The sequence below is a fragment of the Mediterranea sp. ET5 genome (assembly GCF_023337025.1).
Taxonomy (GTDB): Bacteria; Bacteroidota; Bacteroidia; order Bacteroidales; family Bacteroidaceae; genus Phocaeicola_A.
In genome coordinates this window covers 39,761-60,090 of the sequence record NZ_JAMBLN010000008.1, presented here as the reverse complement: position 1 = coordinate 60,090, position 20,330 = coordinate 39,761, and the positions used below count along the sequence as shown (strand labels likewise).

Sequence of the window (20,330 nt, the reverse complement as noted above, 5' to 3'; positions counted from 1 at the left end):
ACAAACAGAATGAAACAAGGAATCGTATATGCAATCGCCGCCTTTGCCATCACTTCACCATGGGGCGTCTTTGCCCAAGAGGTAAAGACATGGACATTGAACGACTGCATCCGCTATGCTTTGGAACAGAACATCCAACTGCAACAGAACAGGCTCTCACTGGAAGAAAGCAAAGTGGATGTAAAGACTGCCAAGGCAGCACTCTTCCCCAGCTTATCGTTCAGCACCGGACACAACATGACGAACCGTCCTTATCAGGAGACCAGCAGCATGGTCAGCGGAACTGAAATTATCAGCAGTTCCAACAAGACTTCCTACACCGGCAGCTATGGTCTCAATGCCCAATGGACCGTATGGAATGGTGGACAGCGTCTGAACACCATCAAGCAACAGAAGCTGAATAAAGAGACCGCCGAGCTGACCGTTAACGAACAAGAGAACACCTTGCAGGAAGAAATCACCAAGCTCTATGTGCAAATACTCTATGCAGACGAATCTGTTCGCATCAATGAAGGGACACTGGAGCTGAGCAAGGCACAATACGAGCGTGGCAAGGAATTGCTGGCTGCCGGCGATATCTCCAAGAGTGAACTCGCCCAACTGGAATCCCAAGTAAGCAATGACAACTACCAACTTGTAACCGCACAGACTTCGCTGGAGAACTACAAACTTCAGCTGAAACAATTACTGGAGCTGGACGGTGACAGGGATTTTACACTTGCCATCCCGGAACTGGACGAAACAAACGTGCTCTCCCCGCTTCCTGCCAAGGCTGACATCTACAACACCGCCTTGGCGCTCCGTCCGGAAATACAAAGCAGCCGTCTCAACATCCAGTCGGCAGATTTGAGCATCAGCATGGCGAAAGCAGGATACCTGCCCAACGTCAGCCTGACAGCCGGTATCGGCACCAATCACACCACAGGAAGCGACTTTACCTTCTCCGAACAGGTGAAACGCGGATGGAACAACTCCATTGGACTGTCCGTCAGCTTACCCATCTTCAGCAACCGGGAAACAAAAAGTGCTGTGGAGAAAGCCAAGATACAACGCGAAAGCCGGCAACTCGACCTGACCAATGCACAAAAGGAACTCTACCGCACCATCGAGACCATGTGGCTCGATGCCTCAAGTGCCCAACAACAGTTTGTAGCAGCTGATGCAAAGCTGAAGAGTAGCCAAAGCAGCTATGAACTGGTGAACGAACAATTCAAGCTCGGCATGAAGAACACGGTAGAACTACTCACCGAGAAGAACAACCTGATGAGCGCCCAACAAGAACGTGTACAGGCTAAGTATATGGCTATCCTGAACCGTGTATTGCTGGAGTTCTATGCAGGCAACCAAATTGAAATCTAAACAAAACAACCTCACAAGCGATATGAACAACAAACAAAAGCTCATTGCCGGAATCATTGCCGTGGCAGTCGTTGCCGGAGGCGGATACTGGCTCTTTGGAGGATCCAAAAAGAAAACCATGGTTACGTTCGCCACCACCCAGGTGAAAAAAGGCGACATCAGCAGTTCCATCACCGCTACGGGAAACATTGAACCTGTAACTGAAGTGGAAGTAGGTACGCAAGTATCAGGAATCATCGACAAAATCTATGTAGACTACAACTCTGTAGTAAAGGAAGGGCAAGTCATTGCCGAAATGGATAAAGTCACCTTGCAAAACGAACTGGAGTCCGCCAAAGGTTCTTACGACGGAGCCAAAGCTGAATTCGAATACCAGGAACGTAACTATAAACGCAACCTGCAACTCCATGAAAAAGGCCTTATCAGCGACAAAGAGTACGAAGAGAACCTCTACAACTACCAACGTGCCAAAAGCAGCTATGAGAGTAGCCGTGCTGCCTACAATAAAGCACAACGTAACTTGTCGTATGCCATCATTACTTCACCCATCAATGGCGTAGTGACCAGCCGTGACGTAGAAGAAGGTCAGACTGTGGCATCCGGCTTCGAAACTCCTACCCTCTTTACCATTGCTGCCGACTTGACCAAGATGCAGGTCGTCGCTGATGTCGACGAAGCTGACATAGGCGGAGTGCAGAATGGTCAACGCGTAAGCTTCACGGTGGATGCCTATCCCGAAGACACGTTTGAAGGACGAGTGGCACAAATCCGTTTGGGTAGCAGTAAAAGCAGTTCCAGCTCCAGTGCAGCCAGCACGAGCGAAACAGTGGTAACGTATGAAGTCGTCATCACCGCCGACAATCCGGATCTGAAACTGAAACCGCGCCTGACAGCCAATGTCACCATCTATACACTCGACAAAAAAGGGGTTCTCTGCGTGCCGAGCAAGGCCTTGCGCTTCACCCCTGAACCACCGATGCTGGGAGAAGAAGATGTTGTGAACGACTGCGAAGGAGAACATAAGGTATGGACCTACGAGAACCATGTCTTCCAGGCACATCCCGTAACCATCGGACTGAGTAACGGCATCAATACGGAAATTCTGGGAGGCATCAGCGAAGGGACTACCATCGTCAGTGAAGCTGAGACCGGTTCACTGATGGGTGGAGAAGCAGTATCCGGGGAACAAGGCGAGAGAAGCCCGTTCATGCCGGGACCGCCTGACAGAAATAAAAAGAAAAACGAGAAAAAGTAATTATGGGTAAAACTGTCATCAGCATAGAAAATATCAAACGGAACTTCCAAGTGGGAGACGAGACTGTTCACGCATTGCGCGGTGTCTCGTTCTCCATCGAAGAAGGAGAGTTTGTCACCATCATGGGAACGTCGGGGTCCGGAAAGTCTACGTTGCTGAACACACTGGGCTGCCTGGATACCCCCACCAGCGGTGAATATTACCTTGACGGCATCTCTGTCCGACAAATGAGCAAAGCCGAACGAGCAATTCTGCGCAACCGGAAAATCGGATTTGTCTTTCAGAACTACAACCTGCTCCCGAAAACCACTGCTGTGGAGAATGTAGAACTCCCCCTGATGTACAATCCGGCCGTAAGTGCAACAGAACGCCGCAAACGTGCCATCGAAGCCCTGCAGCGTGTAGGTCTGGGCGACCGACTGGAACATAAATCCAATCAGATGTCAGGAGGACAAATGCAACGTGTGGCAATCGCTCGGGCATTGGTCAACAATCCGGCAGTGATTTTGGCAGACGAGGCAACCGGAAACCTGGATACCCGCACCTCCTTCGAAATTCTGGTATTGTTTCAGGAATTGCATGCGGCAGGACGTACCATCATCTTCGTCACTCACAACCCTGAAATAGCCCAGTACAGCAGTCGGAATATCCGTCTGCGAGACGGACACATCATTGAAGACGTGGTGAATGCCAATGTCCTCTCAGCTAAACAGGCGTTGGCAGCATTGCCCCGGAATGATGAAGACTGACAAACTCATAAACAACAAAACATAGTATGAATGTTAGCAACTTATTTAAGATAGCCCTGCGAGCCTTGGCCAACAACAAGCTCCGAGCCTTCCTGACCATGCTTGGCATCATCATCGGCGTGGCATCCGTCATCACAATGATTGCCATCGGTCAAGGTTCAAAGAAGAGCATCCAGGCACAAATCTCCGAAATGGGCTCAAATATGATTATGATTCATCCGGGAGGTGAGATGCGTGGCGGTGTCCGTCGCGACGCTTCAGAAATGCAGACGTTAAAGCTGGAGAACTATGAGACTCTGCGCAATGAGTGCACCTATCTCTCCGCCATCAGCCCGAACGTGTCAGCTTCCGGACAACTCATTCATGGTTCAGAGAACTATCCCTCCTCCGTCAACGGTGCCAGCATCGACTACCTGAAGATACGCCAGCTCACCGTAGAGCAGGGAGAGATGTTCACAGAAAATGACATACGCACCTCCGCCAAAGTGTGCATCATTGGAAAAACCATTGTCGACAATCTGTTCCCTGACGGAAGCGATCCCGTGGGACAAGTCATACGTTTCAACCAGGTTCCCTTCCGGGTGGTCGGAGTCTTGAAGTCAAAAGGCTACAACTCGATGGGTATGGACCAGGATGATATCGTCATCGCTCCCTATACCACTGTGATGAAGCGATTGCTTGCCGTCACCTACCTGCAAGGCATCTATGCTTCAGCACTGACAGAGGACATGACCGAGTATGCCACCGATGAAATCGGAAAGATTTTACGTCGGGAACACAAACTGCGCGATACGGATGAAGATGACTTTACCATCCGAACTCAGCAGGAACTCAGCCAGATGCTCAACACGACCACTGACTTGATGACAACCCTGCTGGCTTGCATCGCCGGAATCTCACTTATCGTAGGTGGTATCGGCATCATGAACATCATGTACGTCTCGGTAACCGAACGTACCCGGGAAATCGGCTTGCGCATGTCAGTCGGAGCACGGGGAGTTGACATTCTGAGCCAATTCCTTATCGAAGCCATCCTGATCAGCATTACAGGCGGACTCATCGGCGTCATCATCGGATGTGGTGCCAGCTGGGTTGTCAAGTTCGTGGCACATTGGCCCGTCTTCATCCAGCCTTGGAGCGTCCTGCTGAGCTTTGCAGTCTGCACCATAACAGGCATTTTCTTCGGATGGTATCCTGCACAGAAGGCTGCCAATCTGGACCCGATCGAGGCTTTACGGTACGAATAAAACTCCCGGATCAAGAAAGCACAGTATCTCCAGTCCGGTACTTCTCCCAAAGTACCGGACTGGTTAAACGGAAAGAGTAACAATACACTATGAAACACGATTCTACTCCCAAAACAGCCCACTTGGCTATCTACATACATATCATCGCATGGGTGTTGCTTTTCACCTTTCCGCTACTGATGGAAGACCATTCGGAGGGTATACGGTGGAATGAATATTTCCGTCGCCTCTCCATCCCAGTCTCATTCTTCATCATCTTCTATGCAAATTATTGGCTGCTGGTACCCAAGTTCCTTCTGAAAAAAGAACGGTCACGCTACCTGCTCTACAATGTTTTGCTCATTGCTGTGTTACTGGTATTCTTCCATCTGTTCTATTTCCCTTATCTTCAGGATTGTTTCTTTGGGAAAGATACAAAGGTTGAGCCATTTGTCAGCTTTCACCATCCACCTCGTTGGGCTTTTCTCATCAAAGACTGTGTCATGTACATCTTCATGGCAGGACTGGGCACGGTCATCCGCCTGAGCATGCAGTGGCAAAAAGCGGAAACGGCACGGCAAGAGGCAGAGCAAAGCCGCATGGAAGCCGAGCTCAACAACTTGCGTAACCAGCTGAATCCTCACTTCCTGCTCAACACACTGAACAACATCTATGCCCTCATTGCATTCGATACTGACAAGGCACAGCAAGCCGTTCAGGATTTGTCTCAACTTTTGAGACATGTACTCTATGAAAACCGGGGAACCTTTGTACCTTTGTGTAAAGAGATAGACTTTATACACAACTACATCGAGCTGATGCGTATCCGTCTGGTGAAAGGAGTCAGTCTGGTCATTAACATCGAAGTGGCGAAAGACAGCCAGACACCCATAGCCCCGCTCATCTTCATCTCACTCATCGAAAATGCCTTCAAGCATGGAATCAGTCCGACTGAACCGAGTTTCATCAGCATCACCATCAGTGAACGGGAAGGACAAGTGGTCTGTGAGATTGCCAACAGCAACCATCCGAAAAACCGTTCGGACAAAAGCGGAAGTGGCATCGGGCTCGAACAGGTGAAAAAACGTCTGGAGTTGCTTTATCCGGGACGCTATGAATGGCGGAAAGGTGTCAACGCGGACGGAAGTGTCTATACCTCTCTGCTGGCCATTAATACATATCCCAATAAAACCATGTAAACTATGAATCTATCGTGTGCAATTGTCGATGATGAACCGTTGGCTCTGGACCTGCTGGAAACCTATGTCAACAAAACTCCGTTTCTGCAACTCCAGGGTAAATATTCCAGTGCAGTGGTTGCAATGAAAGGACTGCAAGAGAATCCGGTAGACCTGCTGTTTCTGGACATACAGATGCCCGACCTGAACGGACTGGAATTCTCACAGATGGTAGTGCCCGAAACACGCATCATCTTCACAACGGCATTCAGCCAGTATGCGCTGGACAGCTACCGGGTCAATGCGTTGGATTACTTGCTGAAGCCTATCAGCTACAAAGAGTTTCTCGAAGCGTCCAACAAGGCATTGGCATGGTTTGAGATGAAAGAGGCGTCGCAGAATGCCGCAAACGGACATGGAGAAGGCACGGATAACGGCGATGTATTCATTTACGTGAAGAGTGACTACAAGCTCATACAGATTCGTCTGGACGACATTCTCTACATCGAAGGACTGAAAGACTACGTAAAGATTTACCTGGAGCATGAACCTCGTCCTATCTTATCCCTCATGAGCCTGAAATCGGTAGAAGAGCATCTTCCCTCTTCCCGTTTCTTACGTGTACATCGTTCCTACATCGTGCAGAAAAGTAAAATCCGCCTCATTGACCGCGGACGAATCGTATTTGGAAAGGAATACATCCCCATCTCGGACAGCTACAAACAAGAACTGCAAAGCTACCTGAACAACAAGACAATCCAATAACGCAACCATACACTCTCTCTATATTTAAGAAGGAAGGGGCTCGTGTCATACAGCGGTATGACCAACGAGCCCCATTTCATGATGATTACATGTCCGGGTACAAGCACGACAACTCATATTGACATTCCGGACCAATTGCCCTATCTTTGCAACCTGAACCAACCGAAGAATCCAATGAAAACCGTATTATTGGTCGTAGGAAAGACTGTAGAAAAGCATTACATTGCTGCCATTAACGACTATGTAGAACGTACCAAACACTATATATCGTTTGACATGGAAGTAATTCCGGAACTGAAAAACACCAAGAAGCTTTCCATGGAACAACAAAAAGAAAAAGAAGGCGAACTCATCCTGAAAGCCCTCCAGCCGGGTGATGTCATCGTATTACTCGATGAGGGTGGAAAGGAATTCCGCTCCGTAGAGTTCGCATCATGGATGGAACGGAAGCTGAATACGGTCAACAGACGGCTGGTATTCATTATCGGTGGTCCTTACGGCTTTTCATCCGATGTTTATCAGGCAGCTCATGAGAAAGTTTCCCTCTCGAAGATGACCTTCTCCCATCAGATGGTACGCCTGGTCTTTGTCGAACAGCTTTATCGCGCCATGAATATTCTCAACGGAGGTCCTTATCATCACGAGTAACCGGACAGACATAAAACAAGGGCACTCCTTGTGACTATTCACAAATCATGCCCTCGCTTTACAAATTCTATTTCATGCCTCATGCCTTGAGCGGGATACGCTGGAGGACAGCCAACAGATGGCGCCAGAACTTATCTACCGTCGGGATGAGCATCCGCTCATCAGGTGAGTGAACCCCTCTCAAAGTCGGACCGAACGAAACCATATCCAGAGACGGATATTTCTCCAGGAACAGGCCGCATTCCAATCCGGCATGGATTGCCTTCACCTTTGGCTCTACACCAAACAGTTCCTTATAGGTATCTACGGCAATCTGGAGAATTTCGGACTGTGTATTCGGTTTCCAACCCGGATATCCCTCACCGACATCTACACGCGCACCAGCCAGTTCAAACACGGACTGAATACTGTCTGCCACATTTTTGCGAGCTGACAGGATGGAACTACGCTGGCTACTCGTCACAATGACTTTATGATCACGCACCTTGATGGAAGCCAGATTCGAAGATGTTTCTACCAGTCCCGGAATATCCTGACTCATGGCAAAGACTCCATTGAACACTCCTTGCACAGCTGCCAGGAACCTTGTCACTACCTGGCGCTCGATAGCCTCAGCATGATAAGTCTCCGAATCCAACTTGAATTTCATGTTTTTCTCCGTAGCGGCATATTCCTCCTCTACTTCGGCTGCAAAAATATTCCAATCTACCCGGATATCTTCCTTGTGCTCCATCGGTATGGCGCAAAGGGCATGGGCCTCACGTGGAATGGCATTGTGGAGGTTGCCACCGTCAATATCCAACAAATAGAAATCATACTTACGGTTAGTCTGATAAAGGAAGCGACCCAGCAGCTTGTTGGCATTCGCACGCATCTTATTGATGTCATCTCCGGAATGTCCACCGGTCAGCCCCTCAACAGCCAGCCGGAAGCAAAAGAAATCAGCGGGAACAGTTACGGGTTGATAATCAAACTCAACCAATGTACGTACGCCACCGGCACAACCAATAAACAGTTCACCTTCGTCTTCTGAGTCAAGATTCAGCAGGATGTCACCGTCCATGAAACCTTTCTCCAATGCAAAAGCGCCAGTCAATCCAGTCTCTTCATCTACGGTAAACAGGCATTCAATCGGTCCATGCTTCACATCATCGGCTGCCAGAATAGCCAGTTCCGTAGCTACTCCAATGCCGTTGTCTGCTCCCAAAGTAGTCCCCTTGGCACGCAACCATTCTCCATCCACGTAAGTTTCGATAGGATCCTTTTCAAAATCATGCTGTGTCTCCTTATTCTTCTCACACACCATATCAATGTGCGATTGGAGAATCACCGTTTTACGGTTCTCAAACCCCGGAGTAGCCGGTTTCTTTATCAACACATTACCAGCCTTATCGACTTTTGTTTCCAACCCATGCTTTTCCCCGAAATCCTTCAGGAAAGCAATCATCTTCTCTTCTTTCTTTGACGGACGAGGTATCTTACAAACCTCTGCAAAGTAATGGAATACACATTCCGGTTGTAGTTTCGTTTGATGTTCCATCGTTAAAGTCTCCTTTTTATCGTGTATAATTAGTCTATCTCCGCTAATTTTGGTTAAATCAAAATATCCTTTCCGAGCCCTCTCTCATTTTTTAAGTAAAAAGAGCTGTGAGAGTGAGCGCAAAACTATATCTTTGCAGCACAAATTTAGAAGAAATGCTTGAAACAATCCTCATATCCGTGTTAATAGTTGCTATTTGCATCGCGTTGCTGGCTTTGCAAATCATCGTGAAAAAGAACGGGAAATTTCCCAATACACACGTCAGTGGCAATCCGGCAATGAGAAAAAGAGGTGTACACTGTGTGCAATCTCAGGACCGTGAAGCCAGACTCAACCGCCCCGGCATACGCGAAAGCCTGCACACGTCGGCATCCAGCAATGAATAATCGTTTTATAAACTGTATAGAAACAGATAAGTATGAAAAAAAGAAACTTTATCGTGAGTGGGCTTTCAGCTTTGGCCATCATGGTTGCTTTTACACAATGTGATGGGAACAAAGCTGCCAACACGACAAGCGACAACTCGACTCCCGCGGGAAGCGTATCTGACTTAAAAATAGCCTATGTTGAAATCGACAGCTTGCTGAACAACTACAATCTTTGTAAGGACCTGAATGAGGCTATGATAAAGAAGCAGGAGAATGTAGAGGTAACCCTGAAAGAGAAAATGAAGAGCCTTGACAACGAAATGCGCGATTTTGAACGTAAATATCAAAATCATGTATTCACTCCGGAAAGAGCACAACAGGAGCAGAACCGTCTGATTAAGAAACGTCAGGACCTCGAAGCACTCCATCAGCGTCTGATGGGAGAGCTCCAACAGGAAAGCGACAAGAACAATATCCAATTGCGCGATTCCATCAATGCTTATCTGAAAGAATACAACAAGACCAAAGGATATAATCTGATTATCAATAATGCCGGCTTCAATAACCTGCTGTATGCAGATCCAGCCCTGAATATCACACAGGAAGTCATTGACGGATTGAACAAGCGTTATACTCCGGCAAAAGCAGAGTAATCACATCCAAATTCTTACTGTGTGACGCTGTTCAAAATTTTGTGTAAATGGAAACAGGATTCAGCTGTAAGTTTTTTCTTATATCTGGATTCTGTTTTCAAACATAAGCATAAATTGATTCATAATCAATTCACAGTTTGATATAGGCATTGTCCAATTCTTTTTAAAATATCGAACTTTTCTTTTGTAATTGACGGAAAAAAGAAGGTGCATCACTTATTACGACACACCTTCCTCATCATTGCAACTCGTGCGCCCTATCGCAACAGGTAGCGCACGGCATAGCTGTCGATACTCTCAAGTATCTCCTTGTGGTTGTGGCTCGTGTTCGTCTCCAACAGCGACGTCCGTTGAAGCTCTCTCCACTCAGTCCGTCAAGAGCCTTATAGAACCGATGGCTGAGGTCGAAGGCTGCATCGTGCCCGCCCTCTGTCCAGTCGGTCACCAGGTAGATGGTGACGACGCCTCTGCCGCGTTGGCTGCCGCCCTGGAACGGAGCCCACTCTATCTTCCCGAACTCTAATTGTACTTTTGAGCTATCAGAGACAGCCATCAACAAGCGTTTCGCCCTGTTCAACTGTTGTGATTTGCTTCTAAATTACTACCTTTGAGCTATCAGAGACAGCCTTCTTGCGTATCTTGGCATCCTGGATGTGTTGTGATTTGCTTCTAAATTACTACCTTTGAGCCATCAGAGACAGCAGTTCCCCTCCGGCTCGCGCATCCTCATCAGTTGTGATTTGCTTCTAAATTACTACCTTTGAGCCATCAGAGACAGCACATCGGAAAATCAACATTGGGCGGTGGCAGTTGTGATTTGCTTCTAAATTACTACCTTTGAGCCATCAGAGACAGCTACTGGAAGAATGCGATTCAGCAGGAGACAGTTGTGATTTGCTTCTAAATTACTACCTTTGAGCCATCAGAGACAGCAGAATCAGCAGAGGCGACACTCAAACGCTAGTTGTGATTTGCTTCTAAATTACTACCTTTGAGCCATCAGAGACAGCTTTCACGCAAATTTTCCAGAGAATACGACTGTTGTGATTTGCTTCTAAATTACTACCTTTGAGCCATCAGAGACAGCTGAACAACAGTCGGACCTTCTGGCTGAAGAGTTGTGATTTGCTTCTAAATTACTACCTTTGAGCCATCAGAGACAGCGTCGGGCGTTTCTTTCATTGCAAACAGAGCGTTGTGATTTGCTTCTAAATTACTACCTTTGAGCCATCAGAGACAGCAGGTTATATGTTATTCTCTGAATATAAACAAGTTAAAGGCTCTATTAGGAAAATAAAAAAAGGCTGTTTCAAAACAATAAATCCCACTCTGAAGTGGGATTTATTGTTTCTAGAAGAGTTCTAATTGCTGCTCTGCCGGTTTGACATCTTGTATCTTCTTTCCATAAAAGATCTCAATATCACCAAATTGCTTATCTGTGATGCACATTATACCTACTTTGCCATAATCTGGCAAGAAAGATTTAACACGCTTTATGTGAACTTGGGCATTCTCCTGACTGGCACAATGACGCACATAAATTGAAAATTGAAACATCGTAAACCCGTCACGTTGCAGATTCTTTCTAAAGTCCACATACGCTTTCTTATCCTTCTTTGTCTCTGTCGGAAGGTCAAACAAAACCAATACCCACATGATTCGATATTCGTTAAAACGTTCTGCAATATTCATAATTCAGGATATGATATACGTCGTGATTCTCCAGAAAAGCATTTATATAAGGATGCAGTGGTTTGTCCAACAGCTATCATCAAAGGACTCCGCTTGCCAGATATTTGCACATCTAGCGTAGGGATAGACAGCAACTCCGCTTTTTGACTTTTCGTGAGTTCTACTTTGCTCATATCATATCGTCCAGACATTTGAAAGACCAACCTATCAACATATGGACGATAAGGTTCCATAATATCATCAGCCAAACAATATGCATTGTAACGATTATGATGATGGATGCCAAGAGTAGGCAGCAGTTTGATTCGCAATTTTTGCCTGAATCGTTTGCTGCCACAATTGTTTTTTTTTTAAGACAAAGAAGCTTCAAGTTGTTTCCGAAAACGCTCATTTTGGGCAGGGATATTCAGCAAATTTCCCTAAATAGGCCGGAGAACTAAAATAAAGGGTACGCTTTATCATAAGGCTATATTTTAGAAGGTAGATATTTCGATAATCTGCCCTAGCCGATCAATTTTTAGCGGTAGGCATATTTCTTTAATCATTTCACCGGTAAGAGCACGTCCAATTTTGTTCATAGAAGAGTACTCATACCTGTCTACAATAGGTACTGCTGTATTCGCAGGGATAAAGAAGCAGTCTTTTCCCGTACAACTCACCATCTTATAAATACGAGACTTATCTATCGGCATAGCTATCTCGCGTCGCTTCAGTTCCTTTTCCGTCGGAAGATAAACCAGGTCATTGGGAGAAAGCACGTATTTGGGAGCATTTCCTTCTTCATCTTCCGGAACTGAAGGCAGTCCTTGTTTCAACCGTTCAACAGCGACATTAAGTGGAATGCTGCTGAAAGTCCGTGACGTCTGTCTATTGCCATTCCCATCTACTTGAGATATTTCATAAATAGCAAAGAACAAGTTGGTACCTTTAGCCGCCTCGACAAACTTAGTCGACTTATTTCCCCTTCGTCCGACTGCAAACTTCGTGGCTTCTTCATAGACTCTGACCTTATAGATCGGTTGATGCGAACGTCCGCCATTCAGCTGTCGAATATTCCGGTTCATGGTATCAATCCCTTCAGGGGAAAAAGCCTGTTCAGCATCGTTACCATAAGCCTCCAAGTGTTGCAACAGAATTTTCTGAATTGCCGTATCAGCAATCTTATTCTCAATCTTATCCTTATTGAAAGATGTATCAAGTTCCGTCCGAGCTGCAAAATAACGTTTGTTTTTCTGCTTCGTAAAATAATATGCCTTTATTTTTGACAAGTTCACATCCGACCATTCCTCCTTGTGTTCCTCGAAATAGCCTTTTATCCGTTTGGCATTATAACCCAAGCTAAGCAATTCACTTAACTTCTTTCTTAAATCTCTTTCCACAATATCAGGAATACGTTCCAATGCCTTGTTTAGAGAAAGGGTCTCAATCCGGCGCAAGTTAATTTCCCCATAAAAAGTCTCTTTATGGAGAGGTTTGCGTATAGCCCAATTATCACCTTTCGTCTGAAGGACTCTTCGCTTCTTGCCATCTTCAAACCGCAAGTAATAGTTCTTCGTTTTATTGATGATTCGCAGAGTTCTCTGAAAGCTGACAATCATATCTTCCAAAACTTTACAGGTATCTTGCGTGAAAGTCTTCCAAGGCTTGTCTATCAATTTTCTATTTGCCGTACATAGCAACCTTTGCAAATCCATCCGGCTGGTCTTGGCATCATGCCGGGCAGATTCATTATTAAGATAATTGACTATATTCCGTGTGGCACACGCTATCACGATGGCATCCATGGCGTGATGCCGGTGATCGATCCGTTTCTTGCTGAAGCCCCGTTGAAACTCCAACGGCATGGAGGGAATAGGATGACGGTGCGTATTCAAGGTAATGTATGTATGCGAGCTATCCATTTCATCCAAACGCTTAAAGCGTGGAAAGATGATGTCATTCCATACGTCATGAGTTCCCCAATCTTTCTTCAGACGATCGGTGATACCTCCTGTACACACAATCAGATTCTTGGAAATAGCTTCTTTCTCACCCTCTTCACGAACCAAGTTAGATAATATGGATTTCATAAGCTTGCTGATGTAGCGACTGTCATTTAGCTGACGTGAAATAAATGAGTCGGGGACATCATCCATCAGCAGCTTTTTCATCTTGCCCCTATTATGAGCATAGTGCTCCTTGACGAAGTTCTCATAAGCCTCTACAGAAAAGATAGAAGCTGTACCTCCCCTATTCAAGGTAATGGAAGCTCCATGATACGACTTGATAAATTCATACCCCAACATGGCACCTTTCTTCTTATTCACTTCCGACTCACAAATGACTTTATTGCTAAAGGAGTCATCGAAATAGCGTTGCTTTGGGATAATATGTTCTATTTCATAAGCGGAAGTAAACAGTTTGCTCAACGGAATTGTACGTCCCGTATAGGGTGAACGGTATTTCTGTTCCAACCAGCACTTGTAGCGTAAGACTTCCGCAGAAGTCGGCGGATTGAGTCCATTGAACTTCTTCAATATGGCACTGATGTCATCCGGGCATTCATTGGCACCCAGTACAGCCTCTTCGTAGATGCGTAGCTGGTCCTGCTGATAGGGCGAATAGGGACGTACATTCTCTATGTCATACCCCGGTCTGGCAAATTCCAGCAACAATGCTTTGATGCGTAAGTTCGTCTGTTCGTTTTTCCACGCCTGTTCGGTCATCTGCCGACGTTTGTCTGCCGGAAGCTTCATATTACGTCCCAACTCGATATGTATTTCATCGATATGGTCTACCTGTTTCCAAATATCCCTCACGGTACGTAGAGTTTCCAAGACCACACGTTCCACAATGGGATTGTGTAACGAATGCTGCTTGAATTGTGCCAAATAGGAATCGATGTCAGACGGAGAAGTCCATCTTTCTATATCCCTCCCTTCTGAATGACGGTCATAAACCACATAGCAAGCCAACCAGCCAGGGAGCCCACGATATTGTGACACCTCAGTCAAACTCTCTAATTTTTCATAAGTGCGCTTATCAATCGAATCATCATACTCCCCATTAATGAATTTCTCCATACGCTGACGGGTAGAAGGAATAAAGGAAGCTTCCTGCCAATGATGGCCCATGCGCATCAATGGCAACAGCTTCTTAAGTGCTTTTGCCGAATAGCTTCCATAATCCTTTTTAAAAGGCGGAAATTTGCTGAAGACAGTTACAAACCTTTCATTCAATCCATGCTTGACAGCAAATTTACCCAAAGCGCTCTTTAATTCTCCCTTGTCGGATATAGAGTACAGGATATGCCATAGAGCTTCTTCCCGTTCACGAGTGAGGAAGGACGAGTCTGTTTGAGCCTCTCTCAGATATTTCAAGAGACTTGCACGTGTCTCATTGCAAGGATATCCCTTTGTGTCGTCATCCATATAGTTCCACCGGTAAGCCTTGATTTGTTTTTTATTAGCCTTGCCTCCCAGTAGAAATGCGACCAACTCCGGCTGTTTCACACTCTCTTTGTCATTCAGCCAATCGAACAATGCAGTCTTGTCCTCCTCCGTCTGCAACAATTCATTGGTAACTTCCCAGTCAATCATCAAATTTCCATCGATACGTGCTTCTCTATAATAGATACGCAGGTTCTGGATGAACTGCCACAACCGGTATTCCTGATAGAGAGGATGAGAGACTGCGATACATTTTACAGGAACCGATATACGCTCTCCTGTTTCCTTATCCGTATAGAAGTGTTCTTCATAAGGACAGTCACTGATCTGTGACTTCTTGCTTTTAAGGGGACGTTGATAAAAGAGTATATCATCCAAAAATAAATAAGTAAAATCACGATTCACCAATGTATTCCGGAATGCCACGTTGGAGGGATAAAGCTCCTGCAAACATGCATAATACAATTCACGGTCCCGCAACTCGGGATGGAACTGAATCTGCCTATCCAAGATACGTCTCAGTTCATCTTTATAATATTTACGTTCGACCGTGCCTATAAGCTTTCCTCTGATCTTCTGTGATGGATCTTTTAATAAAGCATGATAGATATATTGCCCTATGGTTTCTTGCGAACGGTCGATATCCCTCTCCGTCTTTTTCTTTATCAAGGTCCAGTCATCATCTTTAGGCATACGGAAGGAACGTTTCACTTCGCCCGCCTTGTCTGTTTTAGGAGTACCATCCGGATTGAGCGTTGTCGTAACAATAAATTCCTTTACTTGCCCCACCCAGTCGGGATAAATACGGGCTGCATACCGATATACCCATCCGTTTTCAAGCGTTATGTCATAGTAGACATTTTTCCCTTTCCGTTCGCCTGTATCATCCACACGAACCACTTTTCCGGCATAATATTCTTCCAGCTTGTTCGTGGTTACTTCGTCCTCTTCATCCCGTGCCTGATAGTATCCTCGTTTTTGGTTAAAACTTAGCAGAATCCAAGCCAATTCCTCCTTGCTTATTTTACGGGACAAAGCTTTACAGCGTAGGTAATAGAGTGTCCAGTCATAGGGCACCTTCTTTCCGTCGGCGACCCATTGGGGAGCTAACTGACGGAAGTCTTCGCACATTTCATGAAATGCGTCCTGAAAAAGGAAATGATATTTCCCATCCGATTCATCTTTCACCCAAGGCAACTTGCATTCCCTGTTGTCTGCAAACTCACCATATCGCGTCAATGCGTTGGCATAGTGTTGCGGCAGGAATCCCAACAGCATCAACACCCGATGCAAACGTTCGCGACGTAACAGCTGCCGTTCCCGACGACGACGCATGCTTCTGAAACTTGTACGCTCTGCTGTCCCGGACCTGGCATTACCTTTGTCAAAATCAGTCAGTGTCGCGGCATCCATCGGAATAATCCGGCTTCCGGCAGCCAGGATATCTTGCAATGTGGTATGCCCGTCAGCATCTTGATGGGCTCTGATAACTGCCCAACCAATACTATTTGTCCCTAAATCAAGGCCTAGGATATGTTTCATCTCCATACTTTTTTATATTTTGTCCAAATATAGTGTATTTATCAGGTTTTCTTGCATGAACCACTATATATTGCATGGACTTCTCGAAGATTCTCTTTTGTCAAAGCGATGAGATTAGTAAACACCAAATAAAAAAGGGCATATGAAGGATTGAAAACAACCTCTTCACATGCCCTCTACACTTTTTAGGGACTTTTACTGAGTGTCCTTAGTAATCTGACGGAGAGCCTTGCATAATTGGTCCGGACAGGATGTTGTGCGATGCCCGCATTTTATTCCTTCCAAACGAGCCAATACATCTTCGACTCTCATGCCTCGTATCAAACTGCATATACCTTTCAGATTACCATTGCACCCACCCCAGAAACAGACATCCTTAATACAGCCGTCTTCCACCGAAAGGTCAATGTGGGTGCTACAAGTTCCTTGTGTCTTATACAGGATCTTCATGAAAGGAATGGGATACTGACTTATTCTTCCTCCGCCGGTTTCATGTTGGTGTACACAGTCTGCACATCGTCGAACTCTTCCAGGCGTTCGATCATCTTATCGATTGTCTCACGTTGCTCGGGAGTTACGTCTTTCAAGTCATTGGGAATATAGGTAAAGTCACCACCGACATCCTCAAATCCGCATTCTTCCAAGTGCTTTTGAATGGCTGCATAGCTCTTTGGGTCACCATAAATCGTGATGGTACCTTCTTCCGGGTCCTCATCAAATTCGTCCTCCACGTTGTAATCAATCAGGTCGAGTATCAACTCTTCCATATCAATACCCTCCTTCTTCTTGAACGTAAAGACACATTTATGGTCAAACAAGAAAGCCAATGATCCCGTAGTGCCCAGATTACCGCCAAACTTATTGAATACGGAACGTACGTCGGCAACAGTACGAGTCGTGTTGTCAGTCAGTGTATCGACAAAGATGGCAACTCCGTGAGGACCATATCCTTCATAAGTCATTCCTTTATAGTCGCTCTGGTCTTTGCCCATTGCATTCTTGATGGCACGCTCGATATTGTCCTTCGGCATGTTTTCACGCTTGCAGGTAGCAATGACTGAACGCAGGGTAGGATTGTTCTCCGGTTCAGGACCTCCAGCTTTCACTGCAATAGCAATTTGTTTACCGAGTCTTGTAAATGTCTTGGCCATGTGACCCCATCTTTTCAGCTTTGTAGCTTTTCTATATTCAAACGCTCTTCCCATTGGATTAATGTTTTTAGAATCTATAGATTAGTTTTATTGATTATCTTTTCCAGGTTATCTCAGCTTGGCTCCCAACTTGTTTTCCAAGTTAGTAATCAGTTTCTGCATGATCTTATCAATCTGCTTGTCGTTGAGTGTCGCATTCTCATCTTGCAGCAGGAAGCTGACTGCATAGCTCTTCTTTCCCGCTTCGAGGTTCTTCCCCTCATAAACATCAAACAACTCTACGGCTTTCAGCAACTTGCGCTCACTTTCATAGGCAATCTTTTCAATTTCCACGAACTGTACGTTCTTGTCAATGAGCAATGCCAGGTCACGCTTTACAGCAGGGAACTTACTGATTTCCGTATAGCCGACTTTCACATTCTTTACGGCTTTCATCAGCTCATTCCAATTGATATCGGCATAATAGACTTCATTATCCAAATCAAATGCCTTCTGCAGTTTCCGGGTAAGGATACCATACGTAGCAATCAACTTACCTCCTCTGGTATGGATGCTGATAGCTGCCGAGTAAATGTCATTGGACAGATTACCGAAGACCAGTCCTCCCAGGTTCAACCCTAAACGGGTGAAGATATTTAATACGTATGCCTTCAGTTCATAAACGGAACTGTTCTCCTCCGGATGAGCCCAAGAGTTAGTCACACGCTTACCAGTTATCCAAAGACCCAGATGACAGCTTTCACTATAAGGTGCCAATGCCTTTTCTGCATTCTTCTTCTCACCATCGAACTGATAGCAATTGCCAAACTCAAAGAATTTCAAGTCCGCATTCTTACGGTTGGCATTGTGCTGGATACTTTCCAGTCCTCCAAACAGCAAAGTCTGGCGCATGCAGTTCAAGTCACTGCTGAGCGGATTCATCAACATGACCAGATGCTGTGAGGGATAACTTTCCAAATGATCGTAATAGGCAGACTTTGTCAATGAGTTATTCAGAATCTCATTAAAACCGCAGCCGACAAGCTGTTCAGACACCAGATTCTGCAGCTTTTGGGATTTATCCACTTCTCCTTTTGTCGTCAGACTGGACTTTAAGGTCAAGGGAATCTCTACATTATTATATCCGTAAATGCGGAGAATATCTTCCACGACGTCACACGGACGCTGTACATCCACACGATAAGGCGGTATCTTCAAGGTAATGCCTTCCGGTGTCTCTGCCACGATTTTCATCTCCAAGGCAGTAACGATTCGTTTGATATCTTCTACGGGAATCGTCTTGCCGACCAGGTCATGTACATAGCGGTAGTCCAATTCGACGGTGAAGTCTTCTATCGGTTGAGGATACAAATCCTTAATGTCCATAGAGATGGTTCCACCCGCCAGTTCCTGGATAAGCATCGCAGCCTGTTTCAGGCAGTAAATAACACCATTCGGATCAATGCCACGCTCAAAGCGGAAGGAAGAGTCCGTATTCAGACCATGACGACGCGCTGTCTTACGTACGGTTGTCGGATTGAAATAAGCACTCTCCAGGAATACGTTTTTGGTAGCTTCGGTTGAGCCGGAATCCAGTCCTCCGAATACGCCAGCCATACACATCGGCTCTTCCGCGTTGCATATCATCAAATCATGAGCATCAAGTTTACGCTCAACCTCATCCAGAGTTACAAACGGAGTACCTTGGGGCATGGTCTTCACAATCACCTTACCTCCTTTGATCTTATCAGCATCAAAGCAGTGGAGCGGTTGACCATAAGCATGCAGGATATAGTTGGTCACGTCGACCACATTATTGATGGGACGCAAACCAATCAGACGGAGTTTATCCTGAAGCCAGGCCGGACTTTCCTTTACCGTTACGCCTTTTACTGTCACACCTGCATAACGGGGACACGCCGTAGAATCTGTCACTTCGATGTCGATGGGTAATTCCTGGTTGTCTACATGGAATCCTTCTACGGAAGGACGGGTCAATGAAGTCTCTTTCCCCGCTTGAACCAGATAGGCGTATAAGTCGCGTGCTACACCATAATGAGAACAAGCATCAGCACGGTTCGGAGTGATATCTACCTCGATAACGTAGTCACTCTTTATATTGAAATAGTCCTTTGCAGGTGTTCCCGGTATGGCACTGTCGGGGAGAACCATAATGCCTTCATGGCTGGTTCCCAAACCAATCTCATCCTCCGCACAAATCATGCCAAGGGATTCCACACCGCGAAGTTTGGATTTCTTAATTGTGAAACATTCATCGCCATCATACAGCTTGGTGCCCAATGTTGCCACCACGACTTTTTGTCCGGCTGCAACGTTCGCAGCGCCACATACAATCTGTACGGGTTCACCGTTGCCCAGATTGACTGTCGTAATATGCATGTGGTCTGAATTGGGATGGGGCTCGCAGGTGAGTACTTCACCAATAACGATACCTTCAAGTCCACCTTTGATGGATTGTACTTCTTCCACAGCTCCGACTTCCAGTCCGATAGAAGTCAATGCCTCCGCCACTTCACCGGGAGTCAAGTCGAAACCGACATACTCTTTTAGCCAGTTATAAGAGATATTCATATCTTCAGTTTTTATACATTCGTCAAAAGATTTGCAAATTTACAAAGATTTCGTTTGCAAGGAACTATGATATTGAAAAAAGTTTGTACGGACGGGCTCTCGCTCCTATTCCCGGCAGAGACCACCGACAAGTACAGATACAAGCCTCCCCAAACAATACGCACGGAAACCGGATGACCGGATTCTTTACACACGACCGTTCTAC

General features: G+C 45.9%; 16 protein-coding genes, 1 pseudogene and 1 CRISPR repeat array. Of the genes and pseudogenes, 10 read left to right on the top strand and 7 right to left on the bottom strand.

Annotation, left to right across the window (positions count from 1 at the left end; translation table 11 throughout):
• Positions 1-9: 9 nt before the first annotated feature.
• From M3087_RS06535 to rlmH, 7 genes are all read left to right on the top strand, one after another.
• Complete coding sequence (locus M3087_RS06535; protein ID WP_106484787.1) at positions 10-1,359, top strand: TolC family protein; 1,350 nt, start codon at positions 10-12, stop codon at positions 1,357-1,359.
• 22 nt (positions 1,360-1,381) lie between these two features.
• A complete protein-coding gene (locus M3087_RS06530) occupies positions 1,382-2,614 on the top strand; it encodes an efflux RND transporter periplasmic adaptor subunit (RefSeq protein WP_249094540.1) in 1,233 nt (410 codons plus the stop codon).
• A 2-nt stretch (positions 2,615-2,616) separates the two neighbouring features.
• Positions 2,617-3,363: an ABC transporter ATP-binding protein gene (locus M3087_RS06525; protein ID WP_022384698.1), complete on the top strand. Its 747-nt coding sequence runs from the start codon at positions 2,617-2,619 to the stop codon at positions 3,361-3,363.
• Between the two features lie 26 nt (positions 3,364-3,389).
• Entirely contained in the window at positions 3,390-4,610 is a 1,221-nt protein-coding gene (locus M3087_RS06520) for an ABC transporter permease (protein WP_022384699.1), read from the top strand.
• A gap of 89 nt (positions 4,611-4,699) precedes the next feature.
• Positions 4,700-5,788 (top strand): sensor histidine kinase, encoded by a 1,089-nt coding sequence (locus tag M3087_RS06515; protein ID WP_022384700.1) that lies wholly within the window; start codon positions 4,700-4,702, stop codon positions 5,786-5,788.
• 3 nt (positions 5,789-5,791) lie between these two features.
• Positions 5,792-6,532 carry a LytR/AlgR family response regulator transcription factor gene (locus M3087_RS06510; RefSeq protein WP_249094536.1) on the top strand — a complete coding sequence of 247 codons (741 nt, stop codon included), beginning with the start codon at positions 5,792-5,794 and terminating at the stop codon, positions 6,530-6,532.
• Between the two features lie 174 nt (positions 6,533-6,706).
• Entirely contained in the window at positions 6,707-7,180 is a 474-nt protein-coding gene (gene rlmH / locus M3087_RS06505; protein ID WP_106625772.1) for a 23S rRNA (pseudouridine(1915)-N(3))-methyltransferase RlmH, read from the top strand.
• Positions 7,181-7,259: 79 nt separating this feature from the next.
• Here rlmH and M3087_RS06500 read toward each other — a convergent pair whose 3' ends face one another.
• Positions 7,260-8,720, bottom strand: a complete 1,461-nt coding sequence (locus M3087_RS06500; RefSeq protein WP_249094533.1) for an aminoacyl-histidine dipeptidase — start codon at positions 8,718-8,720, stop codon at positions 7,260-7,262.
• Positions 8,721-8,875: 155 nt separating this feature from the next.
• On the opposite strand from M3087_RS06500, the gene M3087_RS06495 reads away from it, so the two are divergent.
• The 3 genes from M3087_RS06495 (at position 8,876) to M3087_RS14325 (ending at position 10,264) form a co-directional block, all read left to right on the top strand.
• On the top strand, positions 8,876-9,106 hold the full coding sequence (locus M3087_RS06495) for a hypothetical protein (protein WP_249094613.1): 231 nt from the start codon (positions 8,876-8,878) through the stop codon (positions 9,104-9,106).
• Between the two features lie 32 nt (positions 9,107-9,138).
• Entirely contained in the window at positions 9,139-9,741 is a 603-nt protein-coding gene (locus tag M3087_RS06490; RefSeq protein ID WP_022384705.1) for an OmpH family outer membrane protein, read from the top strand.
• Between the two features lie 394 nt (positions 9,742-10,135).
• Positions 10,136-10,264, top strand: a complete 129-nt coding sequence (locus M3087_RS14325; RefSeq protein WP_022384706.1) for a hypothetical protein — start codon at positions 10,136-10,138, stop codon at positions 10,262-10,264.
• Positions 10,265-10,320: 56 nt separating this feature from the next.
• Positions 10,321-10,982: direct repeats of the CRISPR family, unit length 47 nt; unit sequence GTTGTGATTTGCTTCTAAATTACTACCTTTGAGCCATCAGAGACAGC.
• A 109-nt stretch (positions 10,983-11,091) separates the two neighbouring features.
• On the opposite strand, the gene cas2 is transcribed toward M3087_RS14325, so the two are convergent.
• From cas2 to pheT, 6 genes and pseudogenes are all read right to left on the bottom strand, one after another.
• Positions 11,092-11,433, bottom strand: coding sequence for a CRISPR-associated endonuclease Cas2 (cas2, locus tag M3087_RS06485; protein WP_249094529.1), 342 nt, complete (start codon positions 11,431-11,433; stop codon positions 11,092-11,094).
• Positions 11,430-11,732, bottom strand: a pseudogene (locus M3087_RS06480) (CRISPR-associated endonuclease Cas1); the annotation flags it as partial. The gene cas2 and the pseudogene M3087_RS06480, both read right to left, overlap by 4 nt.
• Before the next feature lie 174 nt (positions 11,733-11,906).
• Positions 11,907-16,403 (bottom strand): type II CRISPR RNA-guided endonuclease Cas9, encoded by a 4,497-nt coding sequence (gene cas9, locus M3087_RS06475; RefSeq protein WP_249094527.1) that lies wholly within the window; start codon positions 16,401-16,403, stop codon positions 11,907-11,909.
• A 195-nt stretch (positions 16,404-16,598) separates the two neighbouring features.
• The gene (locus M3087_RS06470; RefSeq protein ID WP_106484778.1) at positions 16,599-16,853 is read right to left on the bottom strand and encodes a TIGR03905 family TSCPD domain-containing protein; all 255 of its coding nucleotides are present in this window, start codon (positions 16,851-16,853) and stop codon (positions 16,599-16,601) included.
• Positions 16,854-16,873: 20 nt separating this feature from the next.
• Positions 16,874-17,608 carry a YebC/PmpR family DNA-binding transcriptional regulator gene (locus M3087_RS06465; RefSeq protein WP_022384116.1) on the bottom strand — a complete coding sequence of 245 codons (735 nt, stop codon included), beginning with the start codon at positions 17,606-17,608 and terminating at the stop codon, positions 16,874-16,876.
• A 54-nt stretch (positions 17,609-17,662) separates the two neighbouring features.
• Positions 17,663-20,125, bottom strand: a complete 2,463-nt coding sequence (pheT, locus tag M3087_RS06460) for a phenylalanine--tRNA ligase subunit beta (RefSeq protein WP_022384117.1) — start codon at positions 20,123-20,125, stop codon at positions 17,663-17,665.
• Positions 20,126-20,330 lie beyond the last annotated feature (205 nt).

Bases quoted from the DNA above. Each gene is read 5' to 3' on its own strand.
- M3087_RS06535 (WP_106484787.1), top strand. From the start codon at position 10: ATGAAACAAGGAATCGTATATGCAATCGCCGCCTTTGCCATCACTTCA.
- M3087_RS06530 (WP_249094540.1), top strand. From the start codon at position 1,382: ATGAACAACAAACAAAAGCTCATTGCCGGAATCATTGCCGTGGCAGTC.
- M3087_RS06525 (WP_022384698.1), top strand. From the start codon at position 2,617: ATGGGTAAAACTGTCATCAGCATAGAAAATATCAAACGGAACTTCCAA.
- M3087_RS06520 (WP_022384699.1), top strand. From the start codon at position 3,390: ATGAATGTTAGCAACTTATTTAAGATAGCCCTGCGAGCCTTGGCCAAC.
- M3087_RS06515 (WP_022384700.1), top strand. From the start codon at position 4,700: ATGAAACACGATTCTACTCCCAAAACAGCCCACTTGGCTATCTACATA.
- M3087_RS06510 (WP_249094536.1), top strand. From the start codon at position 5,792: ATGAATCTATCGTGTGCAATTGTCGATGATGAACCGTTGGCTCTGGAC.
- rlmH (WP_106625772.1), top strand. From the start codon at position 6,707: ATGAAAACCGTATTATTGGTCGTAGGAAAGACTGTAGAAAAGCATTAC.
- M3087_RS06500 (WP_249094533.1), bottom strand. From the start codon at position 8,720: ATGGAACATCAAACGAAACTACAACCGGAATGTGTATTCCATTACTTT.
- M3087_RS06495 (WP_249094613.1), top strand. From the start codon at position 8,876: ATGCTTGAAACAATCCTCATATCCGTGTTAATAGTTGCTATTTGCATC.
- M3087_RS06490 (WP_022384705.1), top strand. From the start codon at position 9,139: ATGAAAAAAAGAAACTTTATCGTGAGTGGGCTTTCAGCTTTGGCCATC.
- M3087_RS14325 (WP_022384706.1), top strand. From the start codon at position 10,136: ATGGCTGAGGTCGAAGGCTGCATCGTGCCCGCCCTCTGTCCAGTCGGT.
- cas2 (WP_249094529.1), bottom strand. From the start codon at position 11,433: ATGAATATTGCAGAACGTTTTAACGAATATCGAATCATGTGGGTATTG.
- cas9 (WP_249094527.1), bottom strand. From the start codon at position 16,403: ATGAAACATATCCTAGGCCTTGATTTAGGGACAAATAGTATTGGTTGG.
- M3087_RS06470 (WP_106484778.1), bottom strand. From the start codon at position 16,853: ATGAAGATCCTGTATAAGACACAAGGAACTTGTAGCACCCACATTGAC.
- M3087_RS06465 (WP_022384116.1), bottom strand. From the start codon at position 17,608: ATGGGAAGAGCGTTTGAATATAGAAAAGCTACAAAGCTGAAAAGATGG.
- pheT (WP_022384117.1), bottom strand. From the start codon at position 20,125: ATGAATATCTCTTATAACTGGCTAAAAGAGTATGTCGGTTTCGACTTG.